At 72.0% G+C, this 26,116-nt stretch carries 25 protein-coding genes and 1 pseudogene; 6 read left to right on the forward strand and 20 right to left on the reverse strand.

Annotated features, from left to right (window positions below; all coding sequences use genetic code 11):
* Positions 1–177 precede the first annotated feature (177 nt).
* From ABT041_RS06520 to ABT041_RS06535, 4 genes are read right to left on the reverse strand one after another with little or no spacing between them, the layout of a single operon-like run.
* Positions 178–2,151: an acetoacetate--CoA ligase gene (locus ABT041_RS06520; RefSeq protein ID WP_351179912.1), complete on the reverse strand. Its 1,974-nt coding sequence runs from the start codon at positions 2,149–2,151 to the stop codon at positions 178–180.
* Complete coding sequence (mhpA, locus tag ABT041_RS06525) at positions 2,148–3,806, reverse strand: bifunctional 3-(3-hydroxy-phenyl)propionate/3-hydroxycinnamic acid hydroxylase MhpA (RefSeq protein WP_351179915.1); 1,659 nt, start codon at positions 3,804–3,806, stop codon at positions 2,148–2,150. Before mhpA ends, ABT041_RS06520 begins: the two co-directional genes overlap by 4 nt.
* A gap of 7 nt (positions 3,807–3,813) precedes the next feature.
* On the reverse strand, positions 3,814–4,803 hold the full coding sequence (locus tag ABT041_RS06530; protein ID WP_351179918.1) for a fumarylacetoacetate hydrolase family protein: 990 nt from the start codon (positions 4,801–4,803) through the stop codon (positions 3,814–3,816).
* A gap of 28 nt (positions 4,804–4,831) precedes the next feature.
* Entirely contained in the window at positions 4,832–5,986 is a 1,155-nt protein-coding gene (locus ABT041_RS06535; RefSeq protein WP_351179921.1) for a VOC family protein, read from the reverse strand.
* A gap of 134 nt (positions 5,987–6,120) precedes the next feature.
* On the opposite strand from ABT041_RS06535, the gene ABT041_RS06540 reads away from it, so the two are divergent.
* From ABT041_RS06540 to ABT041_RS06550, 3 genes are all read left to right on the forward strand, one after another.
* Positions 6,121–6,756, forward strand: a complete 636-nt coding sequence (locus tag ABT041_RS06540; RefSeq protein WP_351179924.1) for a TetR/AcrR family transcriptional regulator — start codon at positions 6,121–6,123, stop codon at positions 6,754–6,756.
* Positions 6,757–7,183: 427 nt separating this feature from the next.
* Complete coding sequence (locus ABT041_RS06545) at positions 7,184–8,026, forward strand: PP2C family protein-serine/threonine phosphatase (RefSeq protein ID WP_351179927.1); 843 nt, start codon at positions 7,184–7,186, stop codon at positions 8,024–8,026.
* Positions 8,027–8,225: 199 nt separating this feature from the next.
* Positions 8,226–9,266: an MASE1 domain-containing protein gene (locus ABT041_RS06550; RefSeq protein WP_351179930.1), complete on the forward strand. Its 1,041-nt coding sequence runs from the start codon at positions 8,226–8,228 to the stop codon at positions 9,264–9,266.
* Positions 9,267–9,409: 143 nt separating this feature from the next.
* On the opposite strand, the gene ABT041_RS06555 is transcribed toward ABT041_RS06550, so the two are convergent.
* Positions 9,410–10,336 carry a DMT family transporter gene (locus ABT041_RS06555; RefSeq protein WP_351179933.1) on the reverse strand — a complete coding sequence of 309 codons (927 nt, stop codon included), beginning with the start codon at positions 10,334–10,336 and terminating at the stop codon, positions 9,410–9,412.
* Positions 10,337–10,443: 107 nt separating this feature from the next.
* Here ABT041_RS06555 and ABT041_RS06560 point away from each other — a divergent pair, with 107 nt between their 5' ends.
* The 3 genes from ABT041_RS06560 to ABT041_RS06570 all read left to right on the forward strand — a co-directional run bounded on the left by ABT041_RS06560 (position 10,444) and on the right by ABT041_RS06570 (position 12,019).
* Positions 10,444–11,391: a LysR family transcriptional regulator gene (locus ABT041_RS06560; protein ID WP_351179936.1), complete on the forward strand. Its 948-nt coding sequence runs from the start codon at positions 10,444–10,446 to the stop codon at positions 11,389–11,391.
* Between the two features lie 161 nt (positions 11,392–11,552).
* Positions 11,553–11,810, forward strand: coding sequence for a DUF6400 family protein (locus ABT041_RS06565; RefSeq protein ID WP_351179939.1), 258 nt, complete (start codon positions 11,553–11,555; stop codon positions 11,808–11,810).
* Positions 11,807–12,019 (forward strand): hypothetical protein, encoded by a 213-nt coding sequence (locus tag ABT041_RS06570; RefSeq protein WP_502976389.1) that lies wholly within the window; start codon positions 11,807–11,809, stop codon positions 12,017–12,019. The genes ABT041_RS06565 and ABT041_RS06570 overlap by 4 nt, the downstream gene beginning before the upstream one ends.
* Before the next feature lie 2 nt (positions 12,020–12,021).
* On the opposite strand, the gene hypE is transcribed toward ABT041_RS06570, so the two are convergent.
* From hypE to ABT041_RS06645, 15 genes and pseudogenes are all read right to left on the reverse strand, one after another.
* The gene (hypE, locus tag ABT041_RS06575; RefSeq protein WP_351180034.1) at positions 12,022–13,062 is read right to left on the reverse strand and encodes a hydrogenase expression/formation protein HypE; all 1,041 of its coding nucleotides are present in this window, start codon (positions 13,060–13,062) and stop codon (positions 12,022–12,024) included.
* Between the two features lie 49 nt (positions 13,063–13,111).
* Positions 13,112–14,296, reverse strand: coding sequence for a hydrogenase formation protein HypD (gene hypD, locus ABT041_RS06580; protein WP_351179942.1), 1,185 nt, complete (start codon positions 14,294–14,296; stop codon positions 13,112–13,114).
* Positions 14,293–14,610 carry a HypC/HybG/HupF family hydrogenase formation chaperone gene (locus ABT041_RS06585; protein WP_351179945.1) on the reverse strand — a complete coding sequence of 106 codons (318 nt, stop codon included), beginning with the start codon at positions 14,608–14,610 and terminating at the stop codon, positions 14,293–14,295. The genes hypD and ABT041_RS06585 overlap by 4 nt, the downstream gene beginning before the upstream one ends.
* Before the next feature lie 10 nt (positions 14,611–14,620).
* Positions 14,621–17,059, reverse strand: coding sequence for a carbamoyltransferase HypF (hypF, locus tag ABT041_RS06590; RefSeq protein WP_351179948.1), 2,439 nt, complete (start codon positions 17,057–17,059; stop codon positions 14,621–14,623).
* Complete coding sequence (gene hypB / locus ABT041_RS06595) at positions 17,056–17,751, reverse strand: hydrogenase nickel incorporation protein HypB (RefSeq protein ID WP_351179951.1); 696 nt, start codon at positions 17,749–17,751, stop codon at positions 17,056–17,058. The genes hypF and hypB overlap by 4 nt, the downstream gene beginning before the upstream one ends.
* 2 nt (positions 17,752–17,753) lie before the next feature.
* The gene (locus ABT041_RS06600) at positions 17,754–18,149 is read right to left on the reverse strand and encodes a hydrogenase maturation nickel metallochaperone HypA/HybF (RefSeq protein ID WP_351179954.1); all 396 of its coding nucleotides are present in this window, start codon (positions 18,147–18,149) and stop codon (positions 17,754–17,756) included.
* A gap of 136 nt (positions 18,150–18,285) precedes the next feature.
* Positions 18,286–18,426, reverse strand: a complete 141-nt coding sequence (locus ABT041_RS06605) for a DUF6893 family small protein (protein ID WP_351179957.1) — start codon at positions 18,424–18,426, stop codon at positions 18,286–18,288.
* Complete coding sequence (locus ABT041_RS06610; RefSeq protein WP_351179959.1) at positions 18,423–18,953, reverse strand: hydrogenase maturation protease; 531 nt, start codon at positions 18,951–18,953, stop codon at positions 18,423–18,425. Before ABT041_RS06610 ends, ABT041_RS06605 begins: the two co-directional genes overlap by 4 nt.
* Entirely contained in the window at positions 18,950–20,347 is a 1,398-nt protein-coding gene (locus tag ABT041_RS06615) for a hypothetical protein (protein ID WP_351179961.1), read from the reverse strand. The genes ABT041_RS06610 and ABT041_RS06615 overlap by 4 nt, the downstream gene beginning before the upstream one ends.
* On the reverse strand, positions 20,344–20,982 hold the full coding sequence (locus tag ABT041_RS06620) for a DUF6084 family protein (protein ID WP_351179964.1): 639 nt from the start codon (positions 20,980–20,982) through the stop codon (positions 20,344–20,346). The genes ABT041_RS06615 and ABT041_RS06620 overlap by 4 nt, the downstream gene beginning before the upstream one ends.
* Complete coding sequence (locus ABT041_RS06625; protein WP_351179966.1) at positions 20,979–21,638, reverse strand: DUF5947 family protein; 660 nt, start codon at positions 21,636–21,638, stop codon at positions 20,979–20,981. The genes ABT041_RS06620 and ABT041_RS06625 overlap by 4 nt, the downstream gene beginning before the upstream one ends.
* Entirely contained in the window at positions 21,635–22,192 is a 558-nt protein-coding gene (locus ABT041_RS06630) for a NifU-related iron-sulfur-binding protein (protein ID WP_351179969.1), read from the reverse strand. The genes ABT041_RS06625 and ABT041_RS06630 overlap by 4 nt, the downstream gene beginning before the upstream one ends.
* Positions 22,189–23,973: a nickel-dependent hydrogenase large subunit gene (locus tag ABT041_RS06635; protein WP_351179972.1), complete on the reverse strand. Its 1,785-nt coding sequence runs from the start codon at positions 23,971–23,973 to the stop codon at positions 22,189–22,191. The genes ABT041_RS06630 and ABT041_RS06635 overlap by 4 nt, the downstream gene beginning before the upstream one ends.
* 91 nt (positions 23,974–24,064) lie before the next feature.
* Positions 24,065–25,147, reverse strand: a complete 1,083-nt coding sequence (locus ABT041_RS06640) for an NADH-quinone oxidoreductase subunit B family protein (protein WP_351179975.1) — start codon at positions 25,145–25,147, stop codon at positions 24,065–24,067.
* Positions 25,148–25,203: 56 nt separating this feature from the next.
* Positions 25,204–26,022: pseudogene (locus tag ABT041_RS06645) on the reverse strand (enoyl-CoA hydratase/isomerase family protein); the annotation flags it as partial.
* Positions 26,023–26,116 lie beyond the last annotated feature (94 nt).

Consider the following 26,116-nt stretch of genomic DNA (forward strand, 5'->3'; position numbering starts at 1 on the left):
GCACGGCCGCCCTCCACCCCACCGGGTCGTGAGCCCCTGACAGGCTGCTATGAGGCCGAGTTCACCGAGGAGGGTGCGCTGCCGCCTGGCGCATGAACGGCACCGCCGCGACCTTCGCCGCTCCCAGTGGCAGAAAGACCAGGGCCAGCACGACGGCGAGGGTGATCCGCGCGGCTGTCATGTCGACCGGCCCCGGCGTTCCGCACCCAGGCGGGCGAAGTGGTCGATGAGGTCGGGGGCGTCCACGGCTGCCGGGTTGACGACCTGCTCGACCGGGGCGCCCTGAAGGAGGCGCTTGACGGGGACTTCGAGCTTCTTGCCGGTGCGGGTGTGCGGGATGCCGGGGACTTCCAGGATCTCGTCGGGGACGTGGCGGGGTGAGGCGCCGGTCCGGATCGCCTCCTTGATCTTCTCGCGGAGCGGGTCGTCCAGGGGCACACCGGCTGCGAGGGCCACGAACAGCGGCATCCAGTAGCCGCCGTCGGGTTCTTCCGCGCCGATGACGAGGGCCTCCGTGATCTCGGGGAGGCGTTCGACGACGTCGTGGATGTCGGCGCTGCCCAGACGTACGCCGTTGCGGTTCAGGGTGCTGTCGGAGCGGCCGTGGACGATCACGGAGCCGTGTCCGGTGACGGTGATCCAGTCGCCGTGCCGCCACACGCCGGGGTGGGAGGAGAAGTAGGCGTCGCGGTAGCGGGTGCCGTCGGGGTCGTTCCAGAAGTACAGCGGCATGGACGGCATCGGGCGGGTGACGACCAGCTCCCCGACCTGGTCCACGATCGGGACGCCCTCGGCGTCGTAGGCGGCCAGGGCCACGGCCAGCTGGGGGGCTGAGAGCTCTCCGGCCCACACCGGTGTGTTGGGGGCGCTGCCGGCGAAGCCCGAGACGACGTCCGTGCCGCCGCTGATGGACGCGAGCAGGACGTGGTCGCCGACGTGCCGGCGGACCCAGGGGTAGGCGGAGGCCGGCAGTGCGGAGCCGGTGCAGCCGACCACGCGGATCGACGACAGGTCGTGCACGGAGGGGTCGATGCCGTGCTTGGCCATGCCCAGCAGGTACTGGGGGCTGGTGCCGAAGACGGACACCCGGTGGCGCGCGGCCAGCTCCCACAGGACGTCGAGCTTCGCGAAGGGTGCCGGGCTGCCGTCGTAGGTGCATGTGGTGGCGCCGGTGAGCAGCGTGGAGGCGACCAGGTTCCACATCATCCAGTGGGTGGTGGTGTACCACAGGAGGCGGTCGCCGGGGCCGAGGTCGGAGTGCAGTCCGAGGGTCTTGAGATGTTCGAGCAGGACGCCGCCGTGGCCGTGGACGATGCCCTTGGGCAGGCCGGTGGTGCCCGAGGAGAACACGACCCACAGCGGGTGGTCGAACGGCACCGGTGTGCAGGTGAGCTCCTCGGTGCGCGTGGAGGCTTCCTCCCACGGCACCACGAGTGACGGGTACGCGTGTGACGGCCACGGCAGGCCCACGTGGTCCACCAGCAGGGTGGCCTTCAATGTCGGCAGCGCGCCGACGAGTTCGAGGGTGGCGTCGCGACGATCGTGGGTGGCGCCGTTGAAGAGGTAGCCGTCGGCCGAAATCAGAACGGTGGGTTCGAGCTGGGCGAAGCGGTCGGCGGCGGCCTTGGGGGCGTAGTCCTGCCCGCAGACCGACCAGACGGCGCCCAGGCTCGCGGCGGCGAGGAAGGCGACGATCGCGTGCGGGGTGTTGGGCAGGTAGCCGACGACCCGATCCCCCTTGCCGACGCCCAGGTCGCGCAGGGTGGCGGCGACGGAGGCGACCTGGGCGCGCAGCCGGCCGCCGGTCACCTCGCGGCTGGAGCCGGTCTCGTCGAGGGCGATGATCGCCACACTGTCGTCGGTGAGGTTGCGCAGGGCGTGGTGGGTGTAGTTGAGGGTGGCGCCGGGGAACCAGCGGGCGCCCGGCATCCGCTCCTCCGCCAGCACCTGCTCGTACGGGGAGTACGCGTCGATGTCGAAGTAGTCCCACACCGCGCCCCAGAAGCCTTCCAGGTCGGTGACCGACCAGTGGTGCAGGGCGGCGTAGTCGGTGCCGGCGAGCCCGGCGTGGCGGGCGAAGTCCGTGATGCGGCTGTCGGCGACGACCTGCGGATCGGGCGTCGTGAAGGGTTCCGGGTACGGCCTGGTCATCGTGCGGCGCTCCTCGGCAGGCTGTTCTCTACGGTCCGTGGGGAAGGGTCGGGGCTGCGCGTGGTGTGCAGGAGAGACGCCCAGGCGGCGGTGTCCGTGAAGTCGTGCCGGCCGGCCGGGACGACGTCCATGACGACGCGGTCGGGACGCAGCAGGACGGCGTCCGCCCGGCCGGCGCGCAGCCAGGCGGCGAGGGTGCCGTCGTCACGGAGGTCGCTCACGGGGATCGCCGGGACGCCGAGCCCGTGGGCCAGGGCGCGCAGCGAGGGCCAGGGTTCGGCGGCGGTCAGGACGGTGAAGCTGTCGCCGAGCAGTTCGTCGAGGCGGGTGCGCCGGCCGTCGAGTGTCACCCATGGTTGGGGGCAGTGGGTGCCCACGAGGCTCTTCCGCATACGGCGCCGGACGAGGGGCCCGGCGGTCAGGGGTGGGCTGAGGTCGCGGCCCGCCACCGCGGTGAGGCCGGGCATGCGGCAGGCCACGGCCAGGATCCTGCGGCGCAGCGCGGCGGCGCCGTCCTGGCCTCCGGTCATGGCCCAGCCCATGGCGACCGCGAGCCGGATCGCATGCCGTGCGTGCGGCTTGCGCTCGCTCTCGTACGTGTCCAACAGCCGCTCGTCGCCGCCCTGGCCCAGGACGCGGGCCAGCTTCCAGGTGAGGTTGTAGGCATCACGCAGGCCCGAGCACAGCCCCTGCCCGATGAACGGCGGGGTGAGGTGGGCGGCGTCGCCGAGGAGGAAGACCCGTCCGCTGCGCCACCGGTCGGCCACCCGCGCCCGGAAGGTGTACTGCGTCTCCCGTACGACGTCGAAGTCCCCGTCGTACGAGGGCGACAGCCACGGGGCGATCAGCTCGCGGACCGGTTCCTGCCCTTCTTGCAGCCGGAACTCCCAGCGGTAGCGGTCCTCACCGACGCGCATGAACGTCGCCGGCCGGTGAGGGTCGCAGACCTGGTCGACGCCTTCCCAGCAGCGGACGTCGGCCTTCGTGCGGACGTCGATGACGGTCCAGCGCTCCTCGAAGCGCAGGTCTTCCCATTCGGCGCCGATGGCGGCACGGGTGAGACTGCCCGCGCCGTCGCAGCCGAGGACCGCCTCGGCCCACAGATGATGCTCACCGTCGTCGTCGCGGTAGGTAACGCGCACGGGGCCGGTCGGGTCCGGGCCGACGCCTGTGACCTCGACACCGCCCCGCAGCTCGCACTCCGGGCGCTGGGCGAGGGCGTCGCGCAGCAGTCGTTCCAGCTCGGGCTGGTCGAACATGCTGGTCTGCGGGTAGCCGTGATGGCCGTGCTCGGAGCGCCGGAACTCGGCCATGACCCGGTGCCGGGCGTCAAGCAGCCGAAGTCCGTTCGCGGGGCGGGCGATCGCGGCGAACTCCTCCCCCACGCCTGCGGCCTGGAGGATGCGGCGCACCTCGTCGTCGGTCGCGACGGCACGCGGGAGCGGGTAGACGTCCTGGTGGCGTTCCAGGATGACGGTGCGAATACCGCGCCGGGCGAGAAGGAGGGCGGCGGTCACGCCCACCGGCCCGGCGCCGATGATCACGACGGGTGCGGGGGCTGTCTGTGCGGGGGCTGTCTGTGCGGGCCCGCGTACCGGGGCCGTCTGTGCGGGCCCGGGTGCGGTGTCCCGGGGTCCGGCCTGGTCGGCGGTCATGTGCGGCTCACCTCGGGTCTTGCTTCGTGTCCGTGACGGGCGTGCGCTGCTCGCCGAGGGCGATCCGCCCGTCCGCGGTCGAGATCGTCGCCGTGATCACGTCACCCGTGTGCAGGTAGTGCGGGTTACGCGCCTGGCTCCTGAAGAACGCCTTCCACTTCACGGCGGGCGGCAGCAGCGCGCCGATCTTCTCGACCGCCTTGGGCGGGGCCTTGAGGGCCGTGCCGCCGGGGGTCCCGGTGAGCAGCAGGTCGCCGGGGTCGAGGGTCTGGAAGCGGGCCAGCAGGGTCAGCGCCTGGGCCGGGCGGACGATCATGTCGGCGAGAGTGCGGTCCTGACGCAGCTCGCCGTTGACCGACAGCCGCAGCCGCAGATCGAGGAGGTGGACGAAGTCCTCGGGCTCAAGGAGCGCCAGGTAGGGCCCGGTCGGTGTGAAGGTCGGGTACGACTTGCTCTCGTAGAACTGCGTCTTGGTCAGCTGCACCTCACGGGCGCTGACGTCGTTCGTGATCACCAGCCCGGCGACGTACGACGGCAGGTCGCGCTCCTCGACCACGGTGCCGACGGGCAGGGGTGCGCCCATGACGAGCCCGAGTTCGATCTCGTAGTCGAGGAACTTCACGTGCGACGGCCGGACGATCGCCTCGCCCGGGCCGCTCACCGACCCGGACGCCTTGCGGAAGAAGGCGGGCGGGATGTCGCCGGTGAAGCCCGAGTCGCGGGCGTGGCTGCGGTAGTTGACCATCTGTGCGACCACGCGGCAGGGAGTGGTGACCGGCGAGAGGACGACCAGGTCGGCGACGGGCGTGCCCGCCTCCCCGGAGAGGGCGGCCTCGCGCACCGCCTCCCGGTCGGCGATCAGCTCGGCGGTGGTGGCGGCCTTGGTGTCGACGGGAACGGCCCGGTCGAATGGGGTCTCCCCTGCTCGAGCGGAGTCGAGAGCTTGGGGAAGGAGGACCCACCATCCATCGGCGGTGCGCAGGACGTTGGTGCTCATGTCAGTACCTTCGTGAGGGGGTTGGGGTTCAGGACTTGGCGGCTTTGAGCAGGCCGAGCAGGCGTGCCGGGTCCATCTCGTTGTCGCCTCGCAGGGCTTCGATGACGTCACGGACCCGCTGCGGGGTGGGGCTCGCGCCGAGGAAGTCGCGGGTGGCAGGAGGTCCCCACTGGGCGAGGCCGGTGGTCGACATGGGTGCCCAGCCGGGCTCCAGGTCGCAGGAGAACAGGTCGCCGTCGGCGAAGTGCTCCAGCATGAAGCGGTCGGGGTCGCGCCAGTAGTCGAAGAGCTGGCTGCCCTGGATGTGACGGCCGATGCCCCAGCTGCGCTGGTAGCCGCGCTCGGCCAGGTACTCGCCGCCAGCGGCGATCGAGTCCAGGTCGGTCACCTGGTAGGCGGAGTGGACGTAGCCGTTGCCCGGGCCCAGGTGCATGGCCAGCGTGTGGTGGTCGACGGCCCGGCTGCCCTGGTCACAGCGGATGAACGCCATCGTCGGGCCGCGGCCGCGCTGGCCGTCCAGGAACAGGAAGTCGGACACGATCATCCCGAGGGTGTCCAGGTACCAGTCGAGGGCTCGCCCGAACACCCGTGTCTCCAGGACCACATGCCCCAGACGCTGAATGCGGGAGGGTTCACGCGGCGGGCGCTGGGTGACGTTCGTGCGACGGGGTTCGGTGCCGAAGTTGAGCAGCAGCGGCTGCTGCTCGGGCAGCGCCGGCAGTTCCTCGGCGCAGTGCACGACCCGGACCGGGAAGCCGGAGGGGTCGAGCAGGTCGACCACCTTGCCGCCGCCGGGCACGTCCGCGTCCCGTACGGACGTGCCCGTGGCGCGGGCCAGCCGGTCCAGGTCGGCCCGCTCGGCGGCGCGGAACGCCGGGCCGATGAAACGGGAGGTCCGGCCGCGCCGGATCACCATGCACGGTGAGCCGGCGAAGGTGCCCCGCAGCCACAGCTCGCTCTCGCTCCGGGCGGCGATGCCGAAGCCGAAGTCCCGGGCGAAGACCTCGGCCCGGTCGAGGTCGGGCTTCTCGAACTCCAGCCAGGCCAGGTCGGCCACCTTGATCACGGGGTTGCGGGACCGCCCGGGATGTTCGCCGCGCAGGGCGCCCTGCGCGCTGTGGAGGTCCTGATGGGCCGTCCTGACGTCCGGGACGCCGACTGTGTCGACGCGGGTTTCGGACATGGTGTCCTCCAAGCGACATTGCTTAATGACGAAATCATCAACTGTGAGAGTTCCATCGTCAAGGCGTTCGCGGCAAGAAATGATGGATTCATCAGGACTGCGATGGTCATCGCCTCCGCGGTTAGAATCTGGGCATGCCTACGTCAGCACCGCCCAGTAACCGATTCGAGCGGCGTCGGGCCGAGACCCGCGGAGCTCTCGTACGCGCGGCCCGCCGGATACTCGCCGAGACCGGGGACACCAGCGTCAGCATCCAGGTGATCGCCGAGCGCGCCGACGTCGGCTTCGGCTCGTTCTACAACCACTTCGACTCGAAGACGGAGCTCTTCGAGGCCGCGGTGCAGGACGCGCTGGAGGAGTTCGGCCAGACCTTCGACGAGCACCTGGCCGGCATCGACGACCCCGCGGAGCTCGTCGCGACGGGCTTCCGGCTCAGCGCCCGCATGGCCGAGTCGCACCCGGAGCTGATGCAGGTGCTGCGCCGCCGGGGCCTGGGCCACATCCACTCGGACAACGGCCTGACCCGACGGGCCCTCCGGGACGTCGAGGTCGGCATGGCCTCCGGCCGCTTCACCGCCGTCGACCCGACAGTGGCCCTGTCCGCGCTGGGTGGAACCCTGCTGTCCCTGGTGGAGCTGCGATTCGCCCGCCCCGACGTGGACGGCGACGACGCCGCGGTGAACCTCGCCGAGATGGTCCTGCGCATGCTGGGCGTCCCGCCGGACGACGCCCACGAGGTCGCCCGGCGCCCCCTCCCCGACCTCGCCTGACCGACCCCGGCGCCCGCTCCCCCTACGCGGTGGACGACGAGCTCGGACGGAAGGTGACCGAGCGGCCGGTGAAGCGGGCGTCGATCCCGTTCTCCCTGGTGGTGACCGAGCGCAGGCCAACCTCCGCAAGCCCTACCTTGCGCTCGACCTTGACCGTCCTCGGGGCGGTGACGAAGGAGCAGGGCACGTACGCGTTCGACGGGGCGACGGGTTCACCGCCGGCGGAGGCGGGCGATGCCCAGGAGGGGCACCCGGATCCGGGACCCGATCTCCTGGTGGCGCCTTCGGGCCGGGATGCGGGGTCGATGAGATGCGGGCGTCGTGCCCTCCGGGCAGAGTGGGGAAGGACCTGTTCGTACCGAGGTGGTCCCCCGTGCTGGAGACGGGACGGAGTGATGCGAGGATTGTCGTGACGTCGGAGTGATCGATGTTCCGCAGACGGCCGGCCGACAACAGCGAGGACCTTCTGGTCCGGCTCGGGTCGCTGACCGCCAGGGCTCGGGAGCTGGCCGAGACGCAGCGTTCCCGTGTCGAGCTCGCCGTGGCCCTGCAGCGCGGCATGCTGCCCTCGGACCTGCCCAGTTTTCCGGGCGCCCGGCTGGCCGTCCGCTATGAGCCCGCCAACCACGGGCTCAACGTCGGCGGTGACTGGTACGACGCCTTCTCCCTGCCCGGCGGGCAGATCGGCATGTCCATCGGTGACGTGCAGGGGCACAACATCGAGGCCGCCGCCTTCATGGGACAGGTCCGCGTGGCACTGCGCGCGCTGGCCTCCGTCACCGGAGACCCGGGAGAGCTGCTCGGTCGCACCAACGACCTGCTGATCTCTCTGGGCGCCGACCTCTTCGCCACCTGCACCTTCCTGCGGCTCGACCCCGCTGCCGGCACCCTGGAGTGCGCCCGGGCCGGCCACATCCCCCACATCTGGGCCACCACCGACGGCCGGTCCGGCATCGACGACAGCGAGGGCGGACCTCCGCTCGGTGTGCTCCGCCACGTCGACTACCCGACCACGCGCCACCGGCTCACGTCCGACGGTGTCTTCGTCCTCCTGACCGACGGGGTGGTGGAGGGGCCCTCGCTCCACGTCGACGAGGGTCTGGACCGGGTGACGCGGCTCGCCGGGATCACCGCCGTCGCCGGGCTGGACGTGGACGCGCTCGCCACCGCCGTCATGAAGCTGGCGGCCACGGTGGGGCACGAGGACGACGCAGCCGTCCTGGTCGTCGGCCATGACGGAGGTCCGGCCCGGTCGACGGTCGAGGGGTGAAGTCGACGGTCGAGGGGTGAAGGGGGCTCGCCCCGGCTCGGCCCGCCCCGGTTCAGGCCAGACCTTCGAACCGGTCCGTACTCCACCAGCCGGTCCGGAATCCAGCCGGGCCGGAATCCAGCCGGTCCGGACTCGTGCCGGACGCGGCGCCCGACACGCAGGGGTCCTTGCCCGGTCATGGCGGCCCGGCCGGTGTCTGATGGCTGGCGTGTTGGATATTCGGCAGTTCCGGCCCCTTACCGAGGCGGCGCTGATTTCGCTGGCCGTGGCGGTCTGCTACTACGCGGCCGGACGGCTCGGCCTTCTGGGCCGCCTCGTCGTCGAAGGCGTGGTGGCCACCCCCATCTGGCCGCCCACCGGCGTCGCCGTCGCCGCCCTGCTGCTGTTCGGCGCGCGGGTCTGGCCCGGGATCGCCCTCGGCTCCTTCCTCGTCATCGCCTCCCTCACCACCCCTGGGCCCACCACAGTGGTCACCGTGGTGAGCAACACCGTCGCGCCGCTCTGCGCCTTCCTGCTGCTGAGACGGGTCGGCTTCCGGCTTGACATGGCGCGGCTGCGGGACGGAGTCTCGCTGGTCTTCCTCGGCGGGTTCGGCGCCATGCTGATCAGCGCGACCGCGGGGGTCGGGCTGCAGGTGGTGACAGGCTCCCTCGACAGGAGCGAGTTCTGGGCCGTGTGGCTGGCCTGGTGGGCGGGCGACACCATGGGGGTTCTGCTCGTCGCTCCGCTCCTGCTCGTACTCGCGGGGCCGGCCAGACGGTTCCGGCTGCGGCGCTGGAAGGAGGCGGCCTTTCTGGGCCTGACGACCCTGGTTCTCGTCCCCCTGGCCGTGCTCAGCCCGATGGGCCTGCTCTTCCTCGTCTTCCCCCTGCTGGTCTGGGCAGCGCTCCGCTTCCAGCTCGCCGGCAGCGTGCTGTGCGCGCTCTTCGCCTCCGTATTCGCCACCTTCGTGGCGACCTCCGACCGGGGCGCGTTCTTCCGCCTGTCGGACGTCGAGATCATGGTCAAGCTCCAGACGTTCAACGGTTCCGCCGCACTGACCGCTCTGCTCCTCGCCTCCGTCATCACCGAGCAGCGTGCGACCCGCCGTTCGGTGCGCCGCGCCTGCGAGGAACTGGCGGAGGTCCTGGAGCACCTCGCGGCGGGCGAGCCCTCGCCGGGTTCGCCCGCCGGGCCCCCTACGGAGCCCACCGAGAGCCGGGCGGCCCCACCCGGCGGAAAACAGGGTCCGCACTCATAGGCCCCGGCGGGGCGCCCAGGGTTACCGCCTCCGGCCCCTCCGGTCGTGGCCGGCAACGTGAGAGCGGTACGTTCCGCGCGGGCAAGGGGGCGCACGGCGGGTCTGGCGGCCCGGGGCAACGTCCCGGCGTCATGGTTCCGCCGTCACCGCCGTGCGTCTTGTTCCTGCCTGGGGCGAGGACGGGGAAGCGGAAGGCCGGCCGGCGTCGACCGGCGGGTCAGGGCGACGCCGGTGAGAACGACCGCCATTCCCAGGGCGATCCGGAGGCTGAAGTCCTCGTGGAGGACGACGGCGCCGAGGGCCACGGAGACCACGGGCAGCAGGTAGCCGACGGTGGCCGTGTGGGTGGCGCCTTCGGCCGCGATGTTCCGGTAGGTGAGGTGGAAGGTGACGCCGGTGGCGACGACGCCGAGGATCACCGTGGCGATCAGCTGTCTCGGGGTGATCTCGATCGGCGTCAGGCCGCCCGCCGCCAGGGTCGGCGCGGTGAGGACGGTCGCGGCGGTGAGCTGCGCCGCGGACAGCGCGAGGGTCGGGATGCCCTTGCCGACCAGGTGACGGCTCATGAACAGGAAACCGACCGCGTAACCGGCCGCCGCGCCCACGATGGCGAGGGCTCCCCAGCCGCCCGACTCACCGGCCTGCCACGGCGCGAAGATGAGTACCACCCCGGCGAATCCCAGCAGCAGGCCGACCACCCGTACCGGCCGCAGGCCCCTTTCGGTGCCGACGGCCGCGCCGAGGAGCAGGGACCACAGAGGGGTCGTGGCGTTCAGGACGCCGGCGACGCCGGAGTCGATGCTCTGCTGCCCGAAGCTGAAGAGGGCGAACGGCAGCGCGTTGCAGAAGAAGGCGGCGACGACGATCCGGCCCCAGACGGCCGGCCCGCGGGGCAGCCGCCGGCCGGAAAGCAGGCAGAGGGCCAGCAGGGTGACCGCCCCGATCAGGCACCGGCCGAACGTCACCTGCACCGGTGTCAGGGCCTCCAGGGCCACCTCGATCCAGAGGAAGGTCGAGCCCCAGAGCAGGGCGAGCACGCCGATGCGCACCCCTGTCCGGCTTCTGTCCATGACGCCGTTCACCGCTGCCTCCTGGTCGGTCCCGTGGACATGAACGCTGCCGGACTCTTCTCGGAAGGACAAGAAAAAGGTTCTGCACCTCTTTTAAGCTGTGCTACATGATCGACGTGAGACGCATGCAGGTCCTGCGGGCCGTGATCACCAGCGGCTCGGTGACGGCGGCGGCCGCGCATCTCGGCTACACCCCCTCCGCGATCAGCCAGCAGATCGCGGCCCTGGAGAAGGAGGCGGGGATCGCGCTGCTCGAACGGGCCGGCCGGGGTGTACGGCCCACGGAGGCCGGACTGCTGCTCACCCGGTACACGGCCGTCATCAGCAAGCACCTCGCCGAGGCCGAGACCGCGCTCGCCGATCTGCGCGCCGGGCGCGAGGGCCGGCTGACCGTCCGCTACTTCGCCTCCGTCGGGCCGACCCTGCTGGCGCCCGCCCTGGCCCGCGTGCGCCGCGAGCACCCGGGGGTCGCGATCGACCCGCGGCTGGCGGACCCTGACGACGCGGTGGCGCAGGTGTACGGGGGCGACGCCGACCTGGCCCTGGTCGTCCGGCCGCCGGCCGACGCGCCCCGGCGGGGCCTCCAGGTCGTGCACCTGCTCGACGACCCGTACCGCGCGGTGCTGCCCGCCGGACATCCGCTCGCCCCCAAGCGCGTGCTCGACCTCACCGATCTCGCCCGTGAACCCTGGGTCCGAAGCGAGCCCCCCGGCCCCTGCCTCGCCCCGGTCACCGACGCCTGCGCCGCGGCAGGCTTCAGCCCTGACTTCGCGGCCACGTCGCAGGACTACGCCACCGCACAGGGCTTCGTCGCCGCCGGTCTCGGCGTCAGTCTCGTCCCCCAGCTCGGACTGAGCGCCCGTCACCCCGGCGTCGCCGTCCGACGCGTCAGGCGCCCCGAGCCTGTCAGGGCGATCCACGCCGTGATCCGGGCCGGTTCCGTGGAACAGCCCGTCCTGCGCACGCTCCTCGACGCCTTCCGCGAGTCGGCCGGGGCAGGACGGGCGACGCCGGGTGCGGGGCACCGGTCGTCGGAGGCTCTTCCCGGACTCTGATTTTTCGCCGTGCGCCCGCGGAACCGCCGGCCGTCGTCACTGCCTGTTCGGCATGAGGTGCGCCACAGGGACTTTCGAAGGCAGGTCGGGCACTTCCGTGCGCGCCATGCGTTCTGGTAGACGTGGTGGCGTACTTGTTCGATTCATCCCGAAAGCACCCCATGAACCACGCCCCCCATCCTCGTTCCGACCTGGTCGGCTTCAGCATCGACCTCACCGTCGAGGAGGCACGTCGGCGTGCCGAGGTCGTGGCAGCCCTGGGGCCCGACTGGGACCCCGTGGCCGTGCTGCGTGAGGAGGAGGCGGCGCACGCCCTGCTGTACTCGGGCTTGGACGAGGAGCAGCAGAGCATTCACGCGATGCTGGTCGCGGCCGGTGTCCTGCCCGGGGAGGTGCCGGGCCGTGCGTCTTCCGCTTGACCCCCACGCAGACCCGGCTCGGCGGGCCTGGGCGTCCGGGCTGCGACGACGCCCGTGACTGCGCGACCTGTCTGGACCGCCGGAACTGCCGGAGCCACTGGCGCTACCTGATCGCGAACAAGGGGCCCCGGGTCCACCTGCAGTGCCCGAACTGCACCCACACGTGGACCCTCGACACCTCCCGTGAGCGACGCGGCCGCCGGGCCTGAGCTCAGCAGATCCGCGGCAACTGCTCTCCGAGTGGCATGTCCACGATGCGGGTGCCGCCGAGTCCGGTACGGGCCACGACCATGCCCGGGTGGGTCTCGACCGCCTCGCCGATCACCGCCGCTTCGGTGCCCATGGGGTGGGCGCGCATCGCGGCCAGTACGGCGTCGGCGTGCTCACGCGGGACGAAGGCCACGAGCTTGCCCTCGTTCGCCACGTACATGGGGTCGAGGCCGAGCACCGCACAGGCGTTGCCGACCGCTTCGGGGACCGGGACGGCGCGCTCCTGGATGACGACGCCCGTGCCCGACGCCGCCGCGATCTCGTTCAGCGAGGCGGCCAGGCCCCCGCGCGTGGGGTCGCGCAGCACGTGCAGGTCCGGCGTGACGGCGAGCATCGCCTCGACGAGGCCGCCGAGCGGTGCGCAGTCGCTGTTGATCTCGACACCGAATTCGAGGCCCTCCCGCACGCTCATGATCGCCACGCCGTGCATGCCGATCGGGCCGCTCACGATCACCACGTCTCCGGGCACCACCCGTTGCGGGCGCAGGTCGACTCCGTCGGGGATCAGCCCGATGCCCGAGGTGTTGATGTAGATGCCGTCGCCGTGACCGGCCTCCACGACCTTGGTGTCACCGGTGACGACCTGGACGCCGGCCACGCGCGCCGCCTCACCGAGGGCTTGCGCGACGCGGGCGACCACTTCGGTCTCGACGCCTTCCTCCAGGATGAACCCGCAGGAGAGGTGGCTCGCCCGGGCACCGCTCATGGCGAGGTCGTTCACGGTGCCGTTGACGGCGAGGTCGCCGATGCTGCCGCCGGGGAAGAACAGGGGGCGCACCACGAAGGAGTCCGTGGAGAACGCCAGGCGGGCACCGCCGATCCGGATCTCGGCCGCGTCCGCGGTGTGGGCGAGGGCCGGTCCGCCGTAGGCGGGGGCGAAGACGCCCTCGATCAGTTCGGCGGACAGTGCTCCTCCGCCGCCGTGGCCCATGACGATGCGCGGTCGGTCGCGCAGGGGCGCCGGACAGGTCCAGGCGAGCATGTCGGGTGCCGGTTGCGCGGCGTCGACCGCCGGGGTGGTGCTGACGGTGTCAGGCAAGGGGGCTGCCCTCCAGGGAAGCGGTGACCGGGGACGGGGTGCCGGAGGCCGTGCGGGCCGAGGCGGGAGGCCGCTGTCCCGGGGTTGCCGCGTCGAGCCGCCGGTAGAGGTAATAGGCGGCGCAGGCACCCTCGCTGGACACCATCGTGGCGCCGAGCGGGGAGCGGGGGGTGCAGGTGGTGCCGAACGCCTCGCACTCGTTCGGTTTCAGCAGGCCCTGGAGGACTTCGCCGCTGCGGCACTCGGCGGGTTCGCGGGTGTCGATCCCCTCGACGGCGAAGCGGTGCTCGGCGTCGTGGTCCCGGTAGCGTTCGGACAGGCGCCAGCCGCTGGCCGGGATGACGCCGATGCCGCGCCAGGCCCGGTCGGTGACCTCGAAGACGTCGCCCAGCATCGCCTGTGCCGCCGGATTGCCCGCGGCCGTCACGGCGCGCTGGTAGGCGTTCTCGACCGTGTGCTCGCCCCGCTCCAGCTGGAGCACGGTCCTGCGTACGCCTTCCAGGATGTCCAGCGGCTCGAATCCGGTGACCACGATCGGCACCTGGTGGCGTCGCGCGAGCTCCGGGTACTCGGCCGTGCCCATCACGCTGCAGACGTGGCCGGCGGCGAGGAAACCCTGGACGCGGCACTCAGGTGAACGCATGATCGCGTCGATCGCCGGAGGGACGCGGACGTGGGACACGAGCAGGCTGAAGTTGCGGATGTTCCGCTTGCGCGCCTGATGGACCGTCATCGCGTTGGGCGGCGCGGTGGTCTCGAAGCCGATGCCGAAGAAGACCACCTCCCGGTCGGGGTTCTGCTCGGCGATCCGCAGCGCGTCCAGAGGGGAGTAGACCACCCTGACGTCGCCGCCCTGCCCGCGGACCTGGAACAGGTCGCGGCCCGTGCCGGGGACGCGGAGCATGTCGCCGAAGGAACAGAAGATCACCCCTGGCCGTGAAGCGATCTCCAGGGCCTTGTCGATCATCTCCAGCGGAGTGACGCAGACCGGACAGCCCGGACCGTGGATGAGCTCGATCTCGGGCGGCAGGAGCTGGTCGATGCCGTGCCGGATGATGCTGTGGGTCTGGCCGCCGCAGACTTCCATCAGGGCCCAGGGGCGCGTCACCGTCGCGCGGATCTCGTCGAGCAGCCGGCCTGCCAGGCCCGGGTTCTGGAACTCGTCGATGTACTTCACGGCCGTACCTCCCCGCCGACGCCGTCCTGCGCCTGCCACTCGCCGCCCGCGGCCTCGGCGGCCTCCCACGGGTCTCCGAACTCCTCCTGGAGCAGGCCGAGGGTCTCGAACAGCTCCAGCGTCCGCCGGGCCGACTCCTCGTCGAGCTTCTGGAGGGCGAAGCCCACGTGCACGATGGCGTACTCACCGGGCTTCAGGTCCGGCAGGTACTCCAGGCACACCTCCTTGACCACGCCGCCGAAGTCGACCGTGGCCATCCGGGTGCCGTCCCGGACCTCGACGTCCAGCACTTTTCCGGGTACCGCCAGGCACATGGGTGTCTCCTCAGTTTCGCTCTCGTCGTGGCGTGCCGGGGGCCGCCCCGTCCGTGATCCGGGCGGCCACGACGAGCTGGCCCAGAGCCAGCCCGCCGTCGTTCGGCGGGATCTGACGGTGGCGCAGGACGGTGAAGCCGTCCTCCCGCAGTCCTTCGGCGCAGGCCGAGGAGAGCACCGTGTTGGCGAACACTCCCCCGGTCAGGGCGACGGTCTCCAGGCCGGTCTCGTCGCGGGCGGCGGCGCAGACCACACGCACCCATCGGGCCACGGCCCGGTGGAACCGCGCCGCGACGACGGCTGCGGGGGTCCCGTCCAGCACGTCGGCGACCATCGCCGACAGAAGGGGCGCGGGGTCGGCGGTGAGCGGGGCACCGGGCCCCGGCGAGCCGAGCCGGAAGGCATAGCGGGCGTCCTCGGCCACGACGGGTGCGCGCAGGGCCGCGGCCTCCAGCTCGATCGCGGCCTGCGCCTCGTATCCCGCGTGCTGGCAGATCCCCACGATCGAGGAGACGGCGTCGAAGAGGCGCCCCATGCTGGACGTGGGCACGCAGTTCAGCCCGCGCTCCAACTGCCTTCCCAGCAGGGGCAGTTCTCCGGGTCCACAGGCCCGCGTGCAGGGCAGCGCCCGGTCGGCGGCGAGGCCCGCGGCCCGCAGGTGGGACAGAGCCATGCGGTACGGCCGGCGTACGGCCGCGTCGCCACCCGGCAGGGGTACGTAGGCCAGGTGCGCGAACCGTCGGAACCCGGCGTAGTCCGCGAGAAGGAACTCACCGCCCCACACGGCGCCGTCGAGACCGTGGCCGGTGCCGTCGAAGGCCACGCCGATCACGGGACGCGTGCCGTCGAGACCGTTCTCGGCCATCGCCGCCGCGACGTGCGCGTGGTGGTGTTGTACGGGGACGACGGGCCGTCCCGCCGCGTGTTCGCGGGCCCAGCGGGTGGACCGGTAGCCCGGGTGGCGGTCGGCGGCGAGCAGTCCGGGCCGTACGCCCGTCACGGACTCGAGCCGGCGCACGGCGGAGGCGAGGGCGAGCTGGGTGGCGAGGTCGTCCATGTCCCCGATGTGGGCGGAGGGCCAAGCCTGACGCCCGGCGCCGAGACAGAAGGTGTTCTTCAGGTCACCTCCGACGGCGAGGGCGGGAGCGACGTCGACGGGCAGCGTGACCGGCAGCGGTGCGTAGCCCCGGGAGCGCCGCAGCGTCAGCTGTTCGCCGTCGCAGACGCGGACGACGGAGTCGTCGCAGGGCACATGGATCGGCCGGTCGTGCAGCAGCCAGGCGTCCGCCAGACCGGCGAGCCGGGTCAGCGCCTCCGCGTCGTCCGTGACGATCGGTTCGCCCGACAGATTGCCGCTGGTCATCACCAGCAGGCGGGGCCCTTCCCGGTCCCCCGAGCCGAGGCCGAGGAGGAGGTGGTGGACCGGGGTGTACGGGAGCATGAAGCCGAGGTCCGGGCTGCCCGGTGCCACCGCCCGTGCCGGCGCGGCCCCGTGGCGCGGCCGGGCGTCGTCGCGGCGGCGCAACAGGACGACGGGCCGGACGCGGCCGGTGAGGAGTTCGCGTTCGAGCGTGCCGAGGTGGACGAGGGGCACGACGTCGGCGAGGTCCGCGGCCATCATCGCGAACGGTTTGTCACCGCGCGCCTTGCGGCGGCGCAGTTCGGCCACCGCGTCGGGGTTCGTCGCGTCGCAGGCCAGGTGGTAGCCGCCGAGGCCTTTGACGGCGAGGATCGCGCCGGAGGCGAGCATCCTGCGCGCGGCGGCGACCGGGGCGTCGCCGGGGTCGGAGGTGGGGCGAACATGCGGCTCGGGGCCGGAGGGGGCCGGGCTGCCCGGCGCCGTGACCAGCCTCAGCCGGGGGCCACAGCGGGGGCAGGCGACGGGCTGCGCGTGGAAGCGCCGGTCGGCCGGGTCCGCGTACTCCCGGGCGCAGTCCGGACACATCGGGAAGCCGGCCATGGTGGTGTGGACCCGGTCGTAGGGCAGTCCCGTGACGATCGTGAACCGCGGGCCGCAGTTGGTGCAGGTGATGAAGGGGTGCAGATAGCGCCGGTCGGCCGGGTCGGCGAGCTCCGCGAGGCAGTCGTCGCAGGTGGCCGTGTCCGGCGGGACGAGGGTGCGGACGGCGCCGCCCTGGCGGGAGGGCACGATCGTGAATCCGCTGCCGCCGCTCGCGGTCACCTCGGCCGTCTCGACCGACTCCACCCGGGCCATGGGCGGGGCGTCGGGCGCGAGGCGTGCGCAGAAGGAGGCGACGTCCTCGGGGGCTCCCTCGACCTCCGCGACGACGCCGTCCGCCGTGTTGGTGACGTGACCGGACAGACGCAGCCCGGTGGCGAGGGCGTAGACGAAGGGCCGGAAGCCCACGCCCTGCACGACACCGCGGACGACGACACGGCTGCGCAGCGGGGCCGTGGCGGGTGCGGGTCCGGGTCGCGCCGTGCTCACGCGCCGGCCCGGGCCATCACCGGGGTATGGACTCGGTTCCCCTCGGTCGCGGCGAGGGCCCGGTCGAGGAGTGCCCCGGCGCCCCGGCCGTCACGCACCGAGCTGAGGACGACCTCGACTCCGGGGTTGACCTGCTGCACGTTGGCACGGAAGGCCGTCTCGTCGAACTCCGCGGCTTCGGCCATGTCGGTCTTGGTGATGATCACCAGCTGGGCGAGGCCGAACGCGGTGGGGTACTTGAGCGGCTTGTCCTCCCCTTCGGTGACCGAGGCGAGCACCACTCGGAGGGATTCCCCCAGGTCGTAGCCGGCGGGACAGACGAGATTGCCGACGTTCTCGACGAACAGCAGCCGGGTGGACTCGGGCAGCCAGTCGTGCAGGTGTCGGGCGACCATGTCGGCCTCCAGATGGCAGAGGCCGTCGGTGAGCACCTGCTTGACGGGGGCGCCCGAGCGGGCCAGGCGACGGGCGTCGTTCTCCGTGGCCAGGTCGGCGGTGAGCGCGGCGGCGGCGACGCCCCGTTCGCCGGCGAGGCGCAGTTCACGCTCCAGGAGGGCGGTCTTGCCGCTTCCGGGGCTGGAGAGCAGGTTGACCACCGTGGTGCCGCGGGAGGTCAGTTCGGTACGCAGGATCTGTGCCGCGGCCTCGTTCTTGGCGAGTACGGCGCGCTGGAGATCGACGGCTCGGCACATGCTCAGCTCTCCTCGGTGATCGGTTGACGACGTTCTTCGCGTGCCGCCTCGGGGCCGGCCCAGCGGACCTCCCGGATCTGGAGTTCACGGCCGGAGACCAGTTCCTCGGCTGCGCCGCCGCAGCCGGGGCAGAGCAGCCGGGGCGGCATGCCGACCGTCCAGTCCTCGGCGCACGGTGCGCAGCGCGCGGTGCCCGGGACGGTACGGGTGATCAGCTCGGCGCCCTCGACGACGGTTCCGGCGCAGGCGAGTTCGAAGCAGAAGGCAAGGGCGTCGGCGACGACGCCGGCCAGCTCGCCCACGTCCAGCTCGATGCTGCGGACACCGACGGCCCCGCGGGACTTCGCCGCGGCCTCGACCTGGTCGACGACGGCGACCGCGAGGGACATCTCGTGCATCGGTCTCCGTCCTGGCGCGGGTGGGTCTCGGGCGCCATTAGAGGCCGGGCGGCGGCGGAGTCCCGTCCGGCGCGCCGGGACCGCACGGCGGTGTCGTCCGTTCGGTGCAGCCGCCACCGCCGGACGCGCCGGCGCGTCACATCCTGCTGATGCGCAGATAGCGCCGGAGGTCGGGGAGGACTCCGACGACGACGGCCACGACGGCCAGGGCGGCGGTGGCGGCGACTGCGGCGCCGAGGACGTTCCTGTGCATGGTGCTCTCCGTTTCGGTCTTCATACGACGGCTTCCTGGCGGACCAGTTCGGTCACCATGCGCACGGCCTCGGGCACGGCCGCGGCGACCTGTGGGCTGAGCCCGATGCCCTCGTCGAGGCAGGCCGGTTCGCAGCCGACGACGAGGATCCGCCGTGGCGGCGCGGCCCCGGTTCCCGCGCACAGGGTGTCGAGCAGGGCGAGGACGGCGTCGGGCGTCATCCGGTGGCCGTCGAGCGGCGCGGGCTCCGTGCCGGGGCCGCGGTCGTCGGGCGCCGAGGCGTCGATGAGATAGAGCGTCCCCGGTTCACCGCCGCGGGCGGTGACGTCGACGAGGACGAGGGTGTCCCAGCCGTCGAGGAGTTCGTAGGCGAGGTGGACGCCCCGGACCCCGACGTCGGCCAGTTCGACGGAGGCGGGGAGTTCCTCGCGGGTGAGCCGCCGCAGGGTCTCCACGCCGAAGCCGTCGTCGCCGAGGAAGATGTTGCCCACTCCGGCCACGAGGGTGCGGGCCGTGCCGGGCGCCGGAGCCTCGGGTGCGGAGCCGTTCACACGTCCTCCAGGGCTTCGACCTCGTCGGGTTGGAAGTAGAGGAACCGGCCCTGTTCGCGGCGGATGTCGGCGCCCGGGTCGTCCTCCACGGTCACCGCGATGTGGACTCCGCCGTCGACGTCGTGGAGGACGGCCTCGACCAGGGCGCTGCGCCCGTCGAGGAACAGGTCCTGGGCGTCCGTGCGGCGCAGCCGGGGGCGCAGGAGGACCCTGCTGCCCGCGCGGACCGCGCGCCCGTCGACGAGGACGTGGTCGCTGCCCGGATCGACCGTGGTGTCGCCGCCCGGGTCCCACCAGGGCGTCTCCGGTTCGAGGACGTCTCCGGTCGGCTTCGGGGGCCCGGTGACGCTCTGCAGGCTTCGTACGGCTCCGTGCAGACGTTCGAGGACCTCGGGCGGCATGGTGTCCGCCAGCTCGATCACCGCCGCGGCGCGGGCGTCGGTCCCCCTGGCCTCGCGCTTCTCCTCGTCGGTGAGGGCGGCCGTGCGCAGGGCGAGGATCTCGTCGATCTCGGTCGCGTCGTAGAGGGCGCCGGGGCTCTCGGGCGCGATGGCCGGATGGTCCTCCAGGATGATCGGCGAGGAGAGCACCAGGTCGTCGCGGCCGGGTTCGCCGGCCAGGACGGGCCAGGTGTGCAGGTTGCGGCAGGCGGCGACGGCACCCTTCGCCCACTCCGGCGGGTCGGTCATCGACAGGAACGAGCCGCCGTCGATGCGGAGCAGCGTGTGGGCGGCGACGAGGGAGTACGGCAGTGCCGCGTGGCGGTCGTCGTCCCGCTCGGCGGTCCAGTCGCTGGTGTTCTCCACCGTGACCGAGAGGCGCTCGACGCGGTACGGGCCGTCGAGTTCGGCCGCCGAGATCCGCAGGGTGCCGCTGATCTCCTCGCGGCGGCGTACGAGCCGGCCGAGGACGCGTCCGTCGGCGTCGGTGACCTCCTCCGTCTCCTCGGCGGCGGGGCGGGTGAAGGGCAGGGCGGTGCCGTCGCCCCGCAGTTCGGCGACGGGGGCGACGAGGGTGACGCGCTCCTCGACGCCTTCGTCCCAGGCCACCAGGACCCGGTCGGCCAGCCGGAGTTCGCCGGTCGGTGCGAAGGTCCCGTCCTCGCGGAGTTCCTCGACGGTACGCCGCTGGGCACGCAGGAAGCGGACCTCCACGGCGAGTTCGGCGCCGGTCCTGGGCTCCATGAGGCATTCGGTGAGCTGGAAGTCGTGCTCCTCGGCGGCGGCGCTCCAGGACGGCGGCACCAGGACCCCGAACTGCCAGCGGAGCCGGTTCTTCGCGGCGGACGCACGGTACGGGTAGAGGACGTACCCCTCGAAGAGGACGGCGTCGGCGACGTGCCGGGCGACGGCGAACCGCGCCTCGGTGCCGGGGGTGAAGGCGACGGTGGTCATCGTGTCCCCTCCCCCGCCGCTTCGAGCAGGGAGTCGACGGTGGCCTCCCACGACGGGAGGGCCCGGCGCGAGCGGTAGGCGAGCAGGGCGTCCATCGCGTCGCCCGGGAGCCGGATCCATCCGCAGCCGGGGAAGTGCTGGTCGATCATCTCGCGCCACACCTTCACGGGCATGCGGTGGGAGACCTCCTTGTCCCAGGGGACGGGCTCGACGTGGAAGCCGCCGGCGCCGGTGAAGGCGGTGCCGGAGAAGAGCAGCAGCAGCGGGACATCACCGTCGGAGAGCGCCCGGAAGTAGCGGGACGCGGCGACGTCGGTGTCGTAGGTGCACGGCACGACGAGGTCGGTCTCGATCTCGCCGGTGAAGCCGGGCACCATGACGGAGGCCTGGGCGAACTGGACCGGGTTGAGGCTGCTGCCCCACCGGGAGCGTTCGCCGAAGAGGTCGGCCAGGGCCGCGGCCTCGTGGTCGTCGTAGCCGCGCCGTGCGGGTTCGACGCGGATCTGGCAGCGCAGGGCCATGGCGTGGACCCGGGTGCCGCCGGTGGCGGTGATCCGCAGCCGGAACACGAGCGTGGGTCCGGCCGCGTAGGCGTCGGCGCGGACGTCGGTGCAGTCGAAGGAGAACTCGGTCACGGCCGGCTCCCCTGCGGCTCGCGGGCCAGGCCGCGGACGTGGGCGAAGAGGGCGTCGAGGTCCGCCCGCGCCTCCGCGCCTCCGTCGAATCCCTGCCAGTGCAGTCGCATGCGGCCCACCAGTTCGTAGCAGAGGTCGATCGGCACGAGGAAGCACTCGGTCCGGCCCTCGTGCCGGCGCAGCAGCAGGGCCTCGACGTCGGGTTCGAGGTGGGCGGCGAGCCGGGTGGCGTCGAGGACGGACCGCCAGGCCTCGTCGTCCGGTTCGCTCTCGGTGGCGCCGGCGGGGCTCGGGTAGAGCACCACCGGCCGGTCGAGGGCGGAGTTGCGGAAGAAGAACGCGACCGAGACCGGGATCCGCAGCGACTCCCAGGCCCGGTCGTCGATCCGGTGGCCCGGGTCGCTCAGGAAGCGGCCGGGGACCGCCCGGAACCGCCCCGGGGAGGCGGCGGAGCGGTCCATGAGCTGCGCGCACGGACCGCAGGCGCAGACCAGGGCCCGCTTGTCCGTGTCGACGAGATGCGGGTGGCGCTCCTCGGCCGCCAGCGGGGCGCCGCACAGTTCGCAGCGCTCCTCGCGGGGCGGGCGGGGAGTGGTGAACCGGCGCAGGCCGGTGGGCGCCGGGGGCCGCACGGCGCTGTTCGGCGGCCCGTTCACCGGGCGGCCGATGAGCGGTTGTCAGCGCCCGCGGGCGACGGACGGGTGCCGATCTGGAGCAGCGCCGGTTCGCGCGGGGCGCGGCTCTCCAGCTCCACGCCGGTCACCTCGGGGGCGAAGCAGGCGAGGGCGTCCACGGCCGCCTGCCGGACGGACTCCTGGGTGCCGGAGCAGCCGCAGCCGGTCGAGGCGGTGACCCGCAGCCGCAGCACGCCCGTCGCCGGGTCGAATCCGGCGTTCTCCACGGGCTGCGGCAGGGCGGCCAGGGCGCGGTCGATACGGGTCGGCGCGTCCTCGGGGTGCAGTCCGTGCAGGTTGAGGAGGCTCGCGACGAGTTCGTCCGCGAGCAGCGGGCCCAGCGGGTCGGCAGGTGGACGGGCGGCGGGGCGCCCGAGGAGCTCGACGACGCGGGCGATGCCGCTGCCGTAGAACTCCATGAGGACGCGTACGACTTCCTCCGCGGCCGCGGAGGCCTCGGCGTCGCCGTTCTCGGCCAGCCGGTCCAGGACCTCCTCGACCCGTCGGCCCGCCTGTTCGGCGGTGGTCGCGCTCATCCGGCCAGACCGCTCAGGCCGGTGGGCACGTGCATCTGCTTCACGGTCCGGCCGTCGCCCGTGTACATGTGGACGCCGCAGGGCAGGCAGGGGTCGAAGCTGCGCACGGCGCGCATGATGTCGATGCCCTTGAAGTTCTCGGGCGTGTTCTCCTCGAAGATCGGGGTGTTCTGCACCGCGTCCTCGTACGGACCGGGCGTCCCGAACGTGTCCCGCGTGGAGGCGTTCCACGGCGTCGGCGGATAGGGGTGGTAGTTGGCGATCTTGCCGTCCCTGATGACCATGTGGTGCGAGAGGACACCCCGTACGGCCTCGGTGAAGCCGACACCGATGGACTGGTCCGGTACTTCGAACTTCTCCCACGTCTGCGTGCGGCCGGCGCGGACCTCCTCCAGGCCCTTCTCGGCGCAGTGCAGGGCGACGGCGGCCGCGTACGCCTGGAAGTAGGTCCGGGCGCGGTTGCGCTCCAGGGCGTTGCTCCACTTCGGGATCTTCCACTCGAAGGTGGTCTCCGGCTTGGTCATCGTCCGGGGCAGGTTGATGACGACGCTGTGCCCGGTGGCCTTGACGTAGCCGATGTCGACGAGGCCGGAGAGCGCGGTGGACCACAGGCGCGCGATGGGGCCGCCGCCGGTGTCCAGTGCCAGGTGGTCCTTGCCGTCGAACCAGCGCGGGGACATGACCCAGCTGTACTTGTCGTCGAAGTTCCGCTTCTGCGGGGCCGGGATCGTGTGCTGGTTCCACGGGTGGCGCGGGTCGACCGGGTTGCCCAGCGGATCGTGGGTGACGAACTGCTCCTGGCCCTGCCAGTCCTCGTAGTACGAGCTGCCGAGCAGGATGCGGATGCCGAGGTTGATCTCGGTGAGGTCGTTGGTCACCAGCTTGCCGTCGACGACGACACCGGGGGTGACGAACATCCGCCGGCCCCAGTCGGTCATGTTGGCGTAGGTGAAGTCGCAGTGCTCGGGGTCGTTGAGCGCGCCCCAGCAGCCGAGCAGCACACGGCGGCGACCGACCTCCTCGTAGCCGGGCAGCGCCTCGTAGAAGAAGTCGAAGAGGTCGTCGTGGAGCGGGACGACCCGCTTCATGAACTCCACGTAGCGCATGAGGCGGCTCATGTAGTCGGTGAACAGCTGCACGGACGCGACCGTGCCGACGCCGCCGGGGTAGAGGGTGGAGGGGTGGACGTGCCGCCCCTCCATGAGACAGAACATCTCCCGGGTGTAGCGGCTTACCTGGAGCGCCTCGCGGTAGAACTCGCCTTCGAGGGGGTTGAGGGAGCGCATGATGTCCGCGATCGTGCGGTAGCCGTGCTCGGCGGCGTGCGGCGCCTCGGTGCGCTCGGCCAGCTCCAGGACGCCGGGGTTGGTCTCGCGGACCATCTTCTCGCAGTAGTCGACCCCGACCAGGTTCTCCTGGAAGATGTTGTGGTCGAACATGTACTCCGCGGACTCGCCGAGGTTGATGATCCACTCGCCGAGATGCGGGGGCTTCACGCCGTACGCCATGTTCTGCGCGTACACGGAGCAGGTCGCGTGGTTGTCACCGCAGATGCCGCAGATGCGGCTGGTGATGAAGTGCGCGTCGCGGGGGTCCTTGCCCCGCATGAAGACGCTGTAGCCGCGGAAGACGGAGGACGTGCTGTAACACTCCGCGACGCGCTTCTGCTTGAAATCGATCTTCGTGTGGATGCCGAGGCTGCCCACGATCCGGGTGATGGGGTCCCAGGCCATCTCCACAAGGCCGGAGCCGTCACCCGTCGTCTTCGCCGGAGATGCCATGGTCGCTGTGGTGCCCTTCGTCAACTCTTCGTCTATTGCGAACAGTGGGTTGGATGGGGGGTCTTGCGGGGTGGCGCGATGGCGGTCACGGTCACCAGGGCGGCCGGTAGCCGGTGGTGATGCGCTCGCCGGTGTGCCGCCACTTCGGCTCCTTGTCCACGGTCTTGGACGTCATGCCCCGGAGCCGGCGGATCACCGAGCCGTACACACCGCTGGCGGAGACGGAGACCCTGGCACCGGGAGGTTCGTCCATGAACGGCATGAACTTGTCCGGGAATCCGGGCATGGTGCACGCGATGCAGATGCCGCCGACGTTCGGACAGCCTCCGACACCGTTCATCCAGCCACGCTTGGGGACGTTGCACTTGACGACGGGGCCCCAGCAGCCGAGCTTGACGAGGCACTTGGGCGAGTCGTACGTCGAGGCGAACTGGCCCTGCTCGTAGTAGCCGGCCCGGTCGCAGCCCTCGTGCACGGTCGCCCCGAACAGCCAGGTCGGGCGGAGCTTGTCGTCCAGCGGGATCATCGGCGCGGAGCCGACCGCCTGATAGAGCAGGTAGGTCAGCGTCTCCGCGAAGTTGTCCGGCTGGATGGGACAGCCGGGCACGCACACGATGGGAATGCCGGCGTGCGACTTCCAGTCCCAGCCGAGATAGTCCGGGAGTCCCATGGCGCCGGTCGGGTTCCCGGCCATGGCGTGGATGCCGCCGTACGTGGCGCAGGTGCCGATCGCGACCACGGCGAGGGCCTTGGGCGCCAGCCGGTCGATCCACTCGCTGGTGGTGATGGGCTGGCCGGTCTCCGGGTCGTCGCCGAAGCCGCTCCAGTAGCCCTCCTGCTTGATGGTCTCGTTCGGGATCGATCCCTCGACGACCAGCACGAACGGGTCGATCTCGCCCCGCTCCCCCTTGAAGAACCACTCGATGAACGTGTCGGCGCCGCCCACCGGACCGCACTCGAAGTCGATCAGTGGCCAGTGGACCGCGATCCGGGGCAGCCCCGGCAGCCCCGCGAGGGCGATCTCCTCGATGCTGGGCTGCATGGCGGCGGTCAGGGCCACCGAGTCGCCGTCGCAGCTCAGACCCGCGTTGATCCAGAGGATGTGGATCGGCTTCTCTTCGCTGCCGGGTGCGGCACCCTGGTCCTCGACCGGGGCCGGTTTCACTGCGCTCATGGGTCGCCTCCTGAGGAGGAATGGGGCGAAGGCCTCATGTCGGGCCTAGGTCTTGCTTAACAGTCGGCCGATGCGCCCGCGCCCGCACCTGGGCCGTTCGGGAGCGGCGCCCGGGGGGACTCTTTCCGTACGAAGGCCCGGCGCCGCGCGTGGTAGCTCGCGGCGGGATCGTCGAAGATCGTCCGCATCCGGGAGAGCTCCCGCTCACGGTGGGCCGCAAGGGGAGAGACGGACTCCCGGCGCTCGTGCTCCGCCTTCTTCGCCGCGATCCGCGGCTGGAGACCGCCACGGGACGCCAGGTGGAGGGCCAATCGGGTGACCTCGGCGGCGAACTCCCCGGGTCCGCAGTCGACGACCCGGTCGACGAGACCGATGTCGAGCGAGGCCGCCGCGGACACCGGCTGGGCCTCCTCGGTGAGCCGTGCGGCCAGGGCCTCGCCCACCTTCCCGGGCAGGGTGCGGGTCCAGTACTCCGATCCGTACAGGCCCATGCGTCGGTAGTGCGGATTGAGCACCGAACCGGACCGGCACCACACCTCGTCGGCGGCCAGGGCGAGCATCACTCCTCCGGCGGCGGCGTTGCCGCCGATCGCGCTGACGACGAGCCGGTCGGTCGTGGTGAGGACCGCCTCGACCAGGTCGTTCATGGCGTTGATGTTGGCCCAGGACTCGGCGGCGGGGTCGGCGGCGGCCTCGATGACGTTCAGATGGATGCCGTTGGAGAAGAAGTCGCGCTGCCCGCCGAGCACCAGGACGGAGGTGGGACGCTCACGGGCGGTCTCGTACGCGTCCAGCAGGCGGCGACACTGGTCGGTGCTCATCGCCCCGCCGGGGAAGGCGAAGGACAGGACACCGACCGGCCCCTGTTCGCGGTACGAGCCGACGACGCCGTCGCACCCAAGCTGCCCACGGGCAACGCCAAGGCGGCGCTCGGCGAGATGGTCCGGATCTGGGGCCGCCTGGACGCCC

The organism is Streptomyces sp. NPDC002825 (genome assembly GCF_040295385.1).
Lineage (GTDB): Bacteria > Actinomycetota > Actinomycetes > Streptomycetales > Streptomycetaceae > Streptomyces.

Excerpts from the sequence above, each read along its gene's own strand:
- ABT041_RS06520 (WP_351179912.1), bottom strand. The coding sequence starts at position 2,151 with ATGACCAGGCCGTACCCGGAACCCTTCACGACGCCCGATCCGCAGGTC.
- mhpA (WP_351179915.1), bottom strand. The coding sequence starts at position 3,806 with ATGACCGCCGACCAGGCCGGACCCCGGGACACCGCACCCGGGCCCGCA.
- ABT041_RS06530 (WP_351179918.1), bottom strand. The coding sequence starts at position 4,803 with ATGAGCACCAACGTCCTGCGCACCGCCGATGGATGGTGGGTCCTCCTT.
- ABT041_RS06535 (WP_351179921.1), bottom strand. The coding sequence starts at position 5,986 with ATGTCCGAAACCCGCGTCGACACAGTCGGCGTCCCGGACGTCAGGACG.
- ABT041_RS06540 (WP_351179924.1), top strand. The coding sequence starts at position 6,121 with ATGCCTACGTCAGCACCGCCCAGTAACCGATTCGAGCGGCGTCGGGCC.
- ABT041_RS06545 (WP_351179927.1), top strand. The coding sequence starts at position 7,184 with ATGTTCCGCAGACGGCCGGCCGACAACAGCGAGGACCTTCTGGTCCGG.
- ABT041_RS06550 (WP_351179930.1), top strand. The coding sequence starts at position 8,226 with ATGGCTGGCGTGTTGGATATTCGGCAGTTCCGGCCCCTTACCGAGGCG.
- ABT041_RS06555 (WP_351179933.1), bottom strand. The coding sequence starts at position 10,336 with ATGGACAGAAGCCGGACAGGGGTGCGCATCGGCGTGCTCGCCCTGCTC.
- ABT041_RS06560 (WP_351179936.1), top strand. The coding sequence starts at position 10,444 with ATGATCGACGTGAGACGCATGCAGGTCCTGCGGGCCGTGATCACCAGC.
- ABT041_RS06565 (WP_351179939.1), top strand. The coding sequence starts at position 11,553 with ATGAACCACGCCCCCCATCCTCGTTCCGACCTGGTCGGCTTCAGCATC.
- hypE (WP_351180034.1), bottom strand. The coding sequence starts at position 13,062 with ATGCTCGCCTGGACCTGTCCGGCGCCCCTGCGCGACCGACCGCGCATC.
- ABT041_RS06585 (WP_351179945.1), bottom strand. The coding sequence starts at position 14,610 with ATGTGCCTGGCGGTACCCGGAAAAGTGCTGGACGTCGAGGTCCGGGAC.
- hypB (WP_351179951.1), bottom strand. The coding sequence starts at position 17,751 with ATGTGCCGAGCCGTCGATCTCCAGCGCGCCGTACTCGCCAAGAACGAG.
- ABT041_RS06600 (WP_351179954.1), bottom strand. The coding sequence starts at position 18,149 with ATGCACGAGATGTCCCTCGCGGTCGCCGTCGTCGACCAGGTCGAGGCC.
- ABT041_RS06605 (WP_351179957.1), bottom strand. The coding sequence starts at position 18,426 with ATGAAGACCGAAACGGAGAGCACCATGCACAGGAACGTCCTCGGCGCC.
- ABT041_RS06615 (WP_351179961.1), bottom strand. The coding sequence starts at position 20,347 with ATGACCACCGTCGCCTTCACCCCCGGCACCGAGGCGCGGTTCGCCGTC.
- ABT041_RS06630 (WP_351179969.1), bottom strand. The coding sequence starts at position 22,192 with ATGAGCGCGACCACCGCCGAACAGGCGGGCCGACGGGTCGAGGAGGTC.
- ABT041_RS06635 (WP_351179972.1), bottom strand. The coding sequence starts at position 23,973 with ATGGCATCTCCGGCGAAGACGACGGGTGACGGCTCCGGCCTTGTGGAG.
- ABT041_RS06640 (WP_351179975.1), bottom strand. The coding sequence starts at position 25,147 with ATGAGCGCAGTGAAACCGGCCCCGGTCGAGGACCAGGGTGCCGCACCC.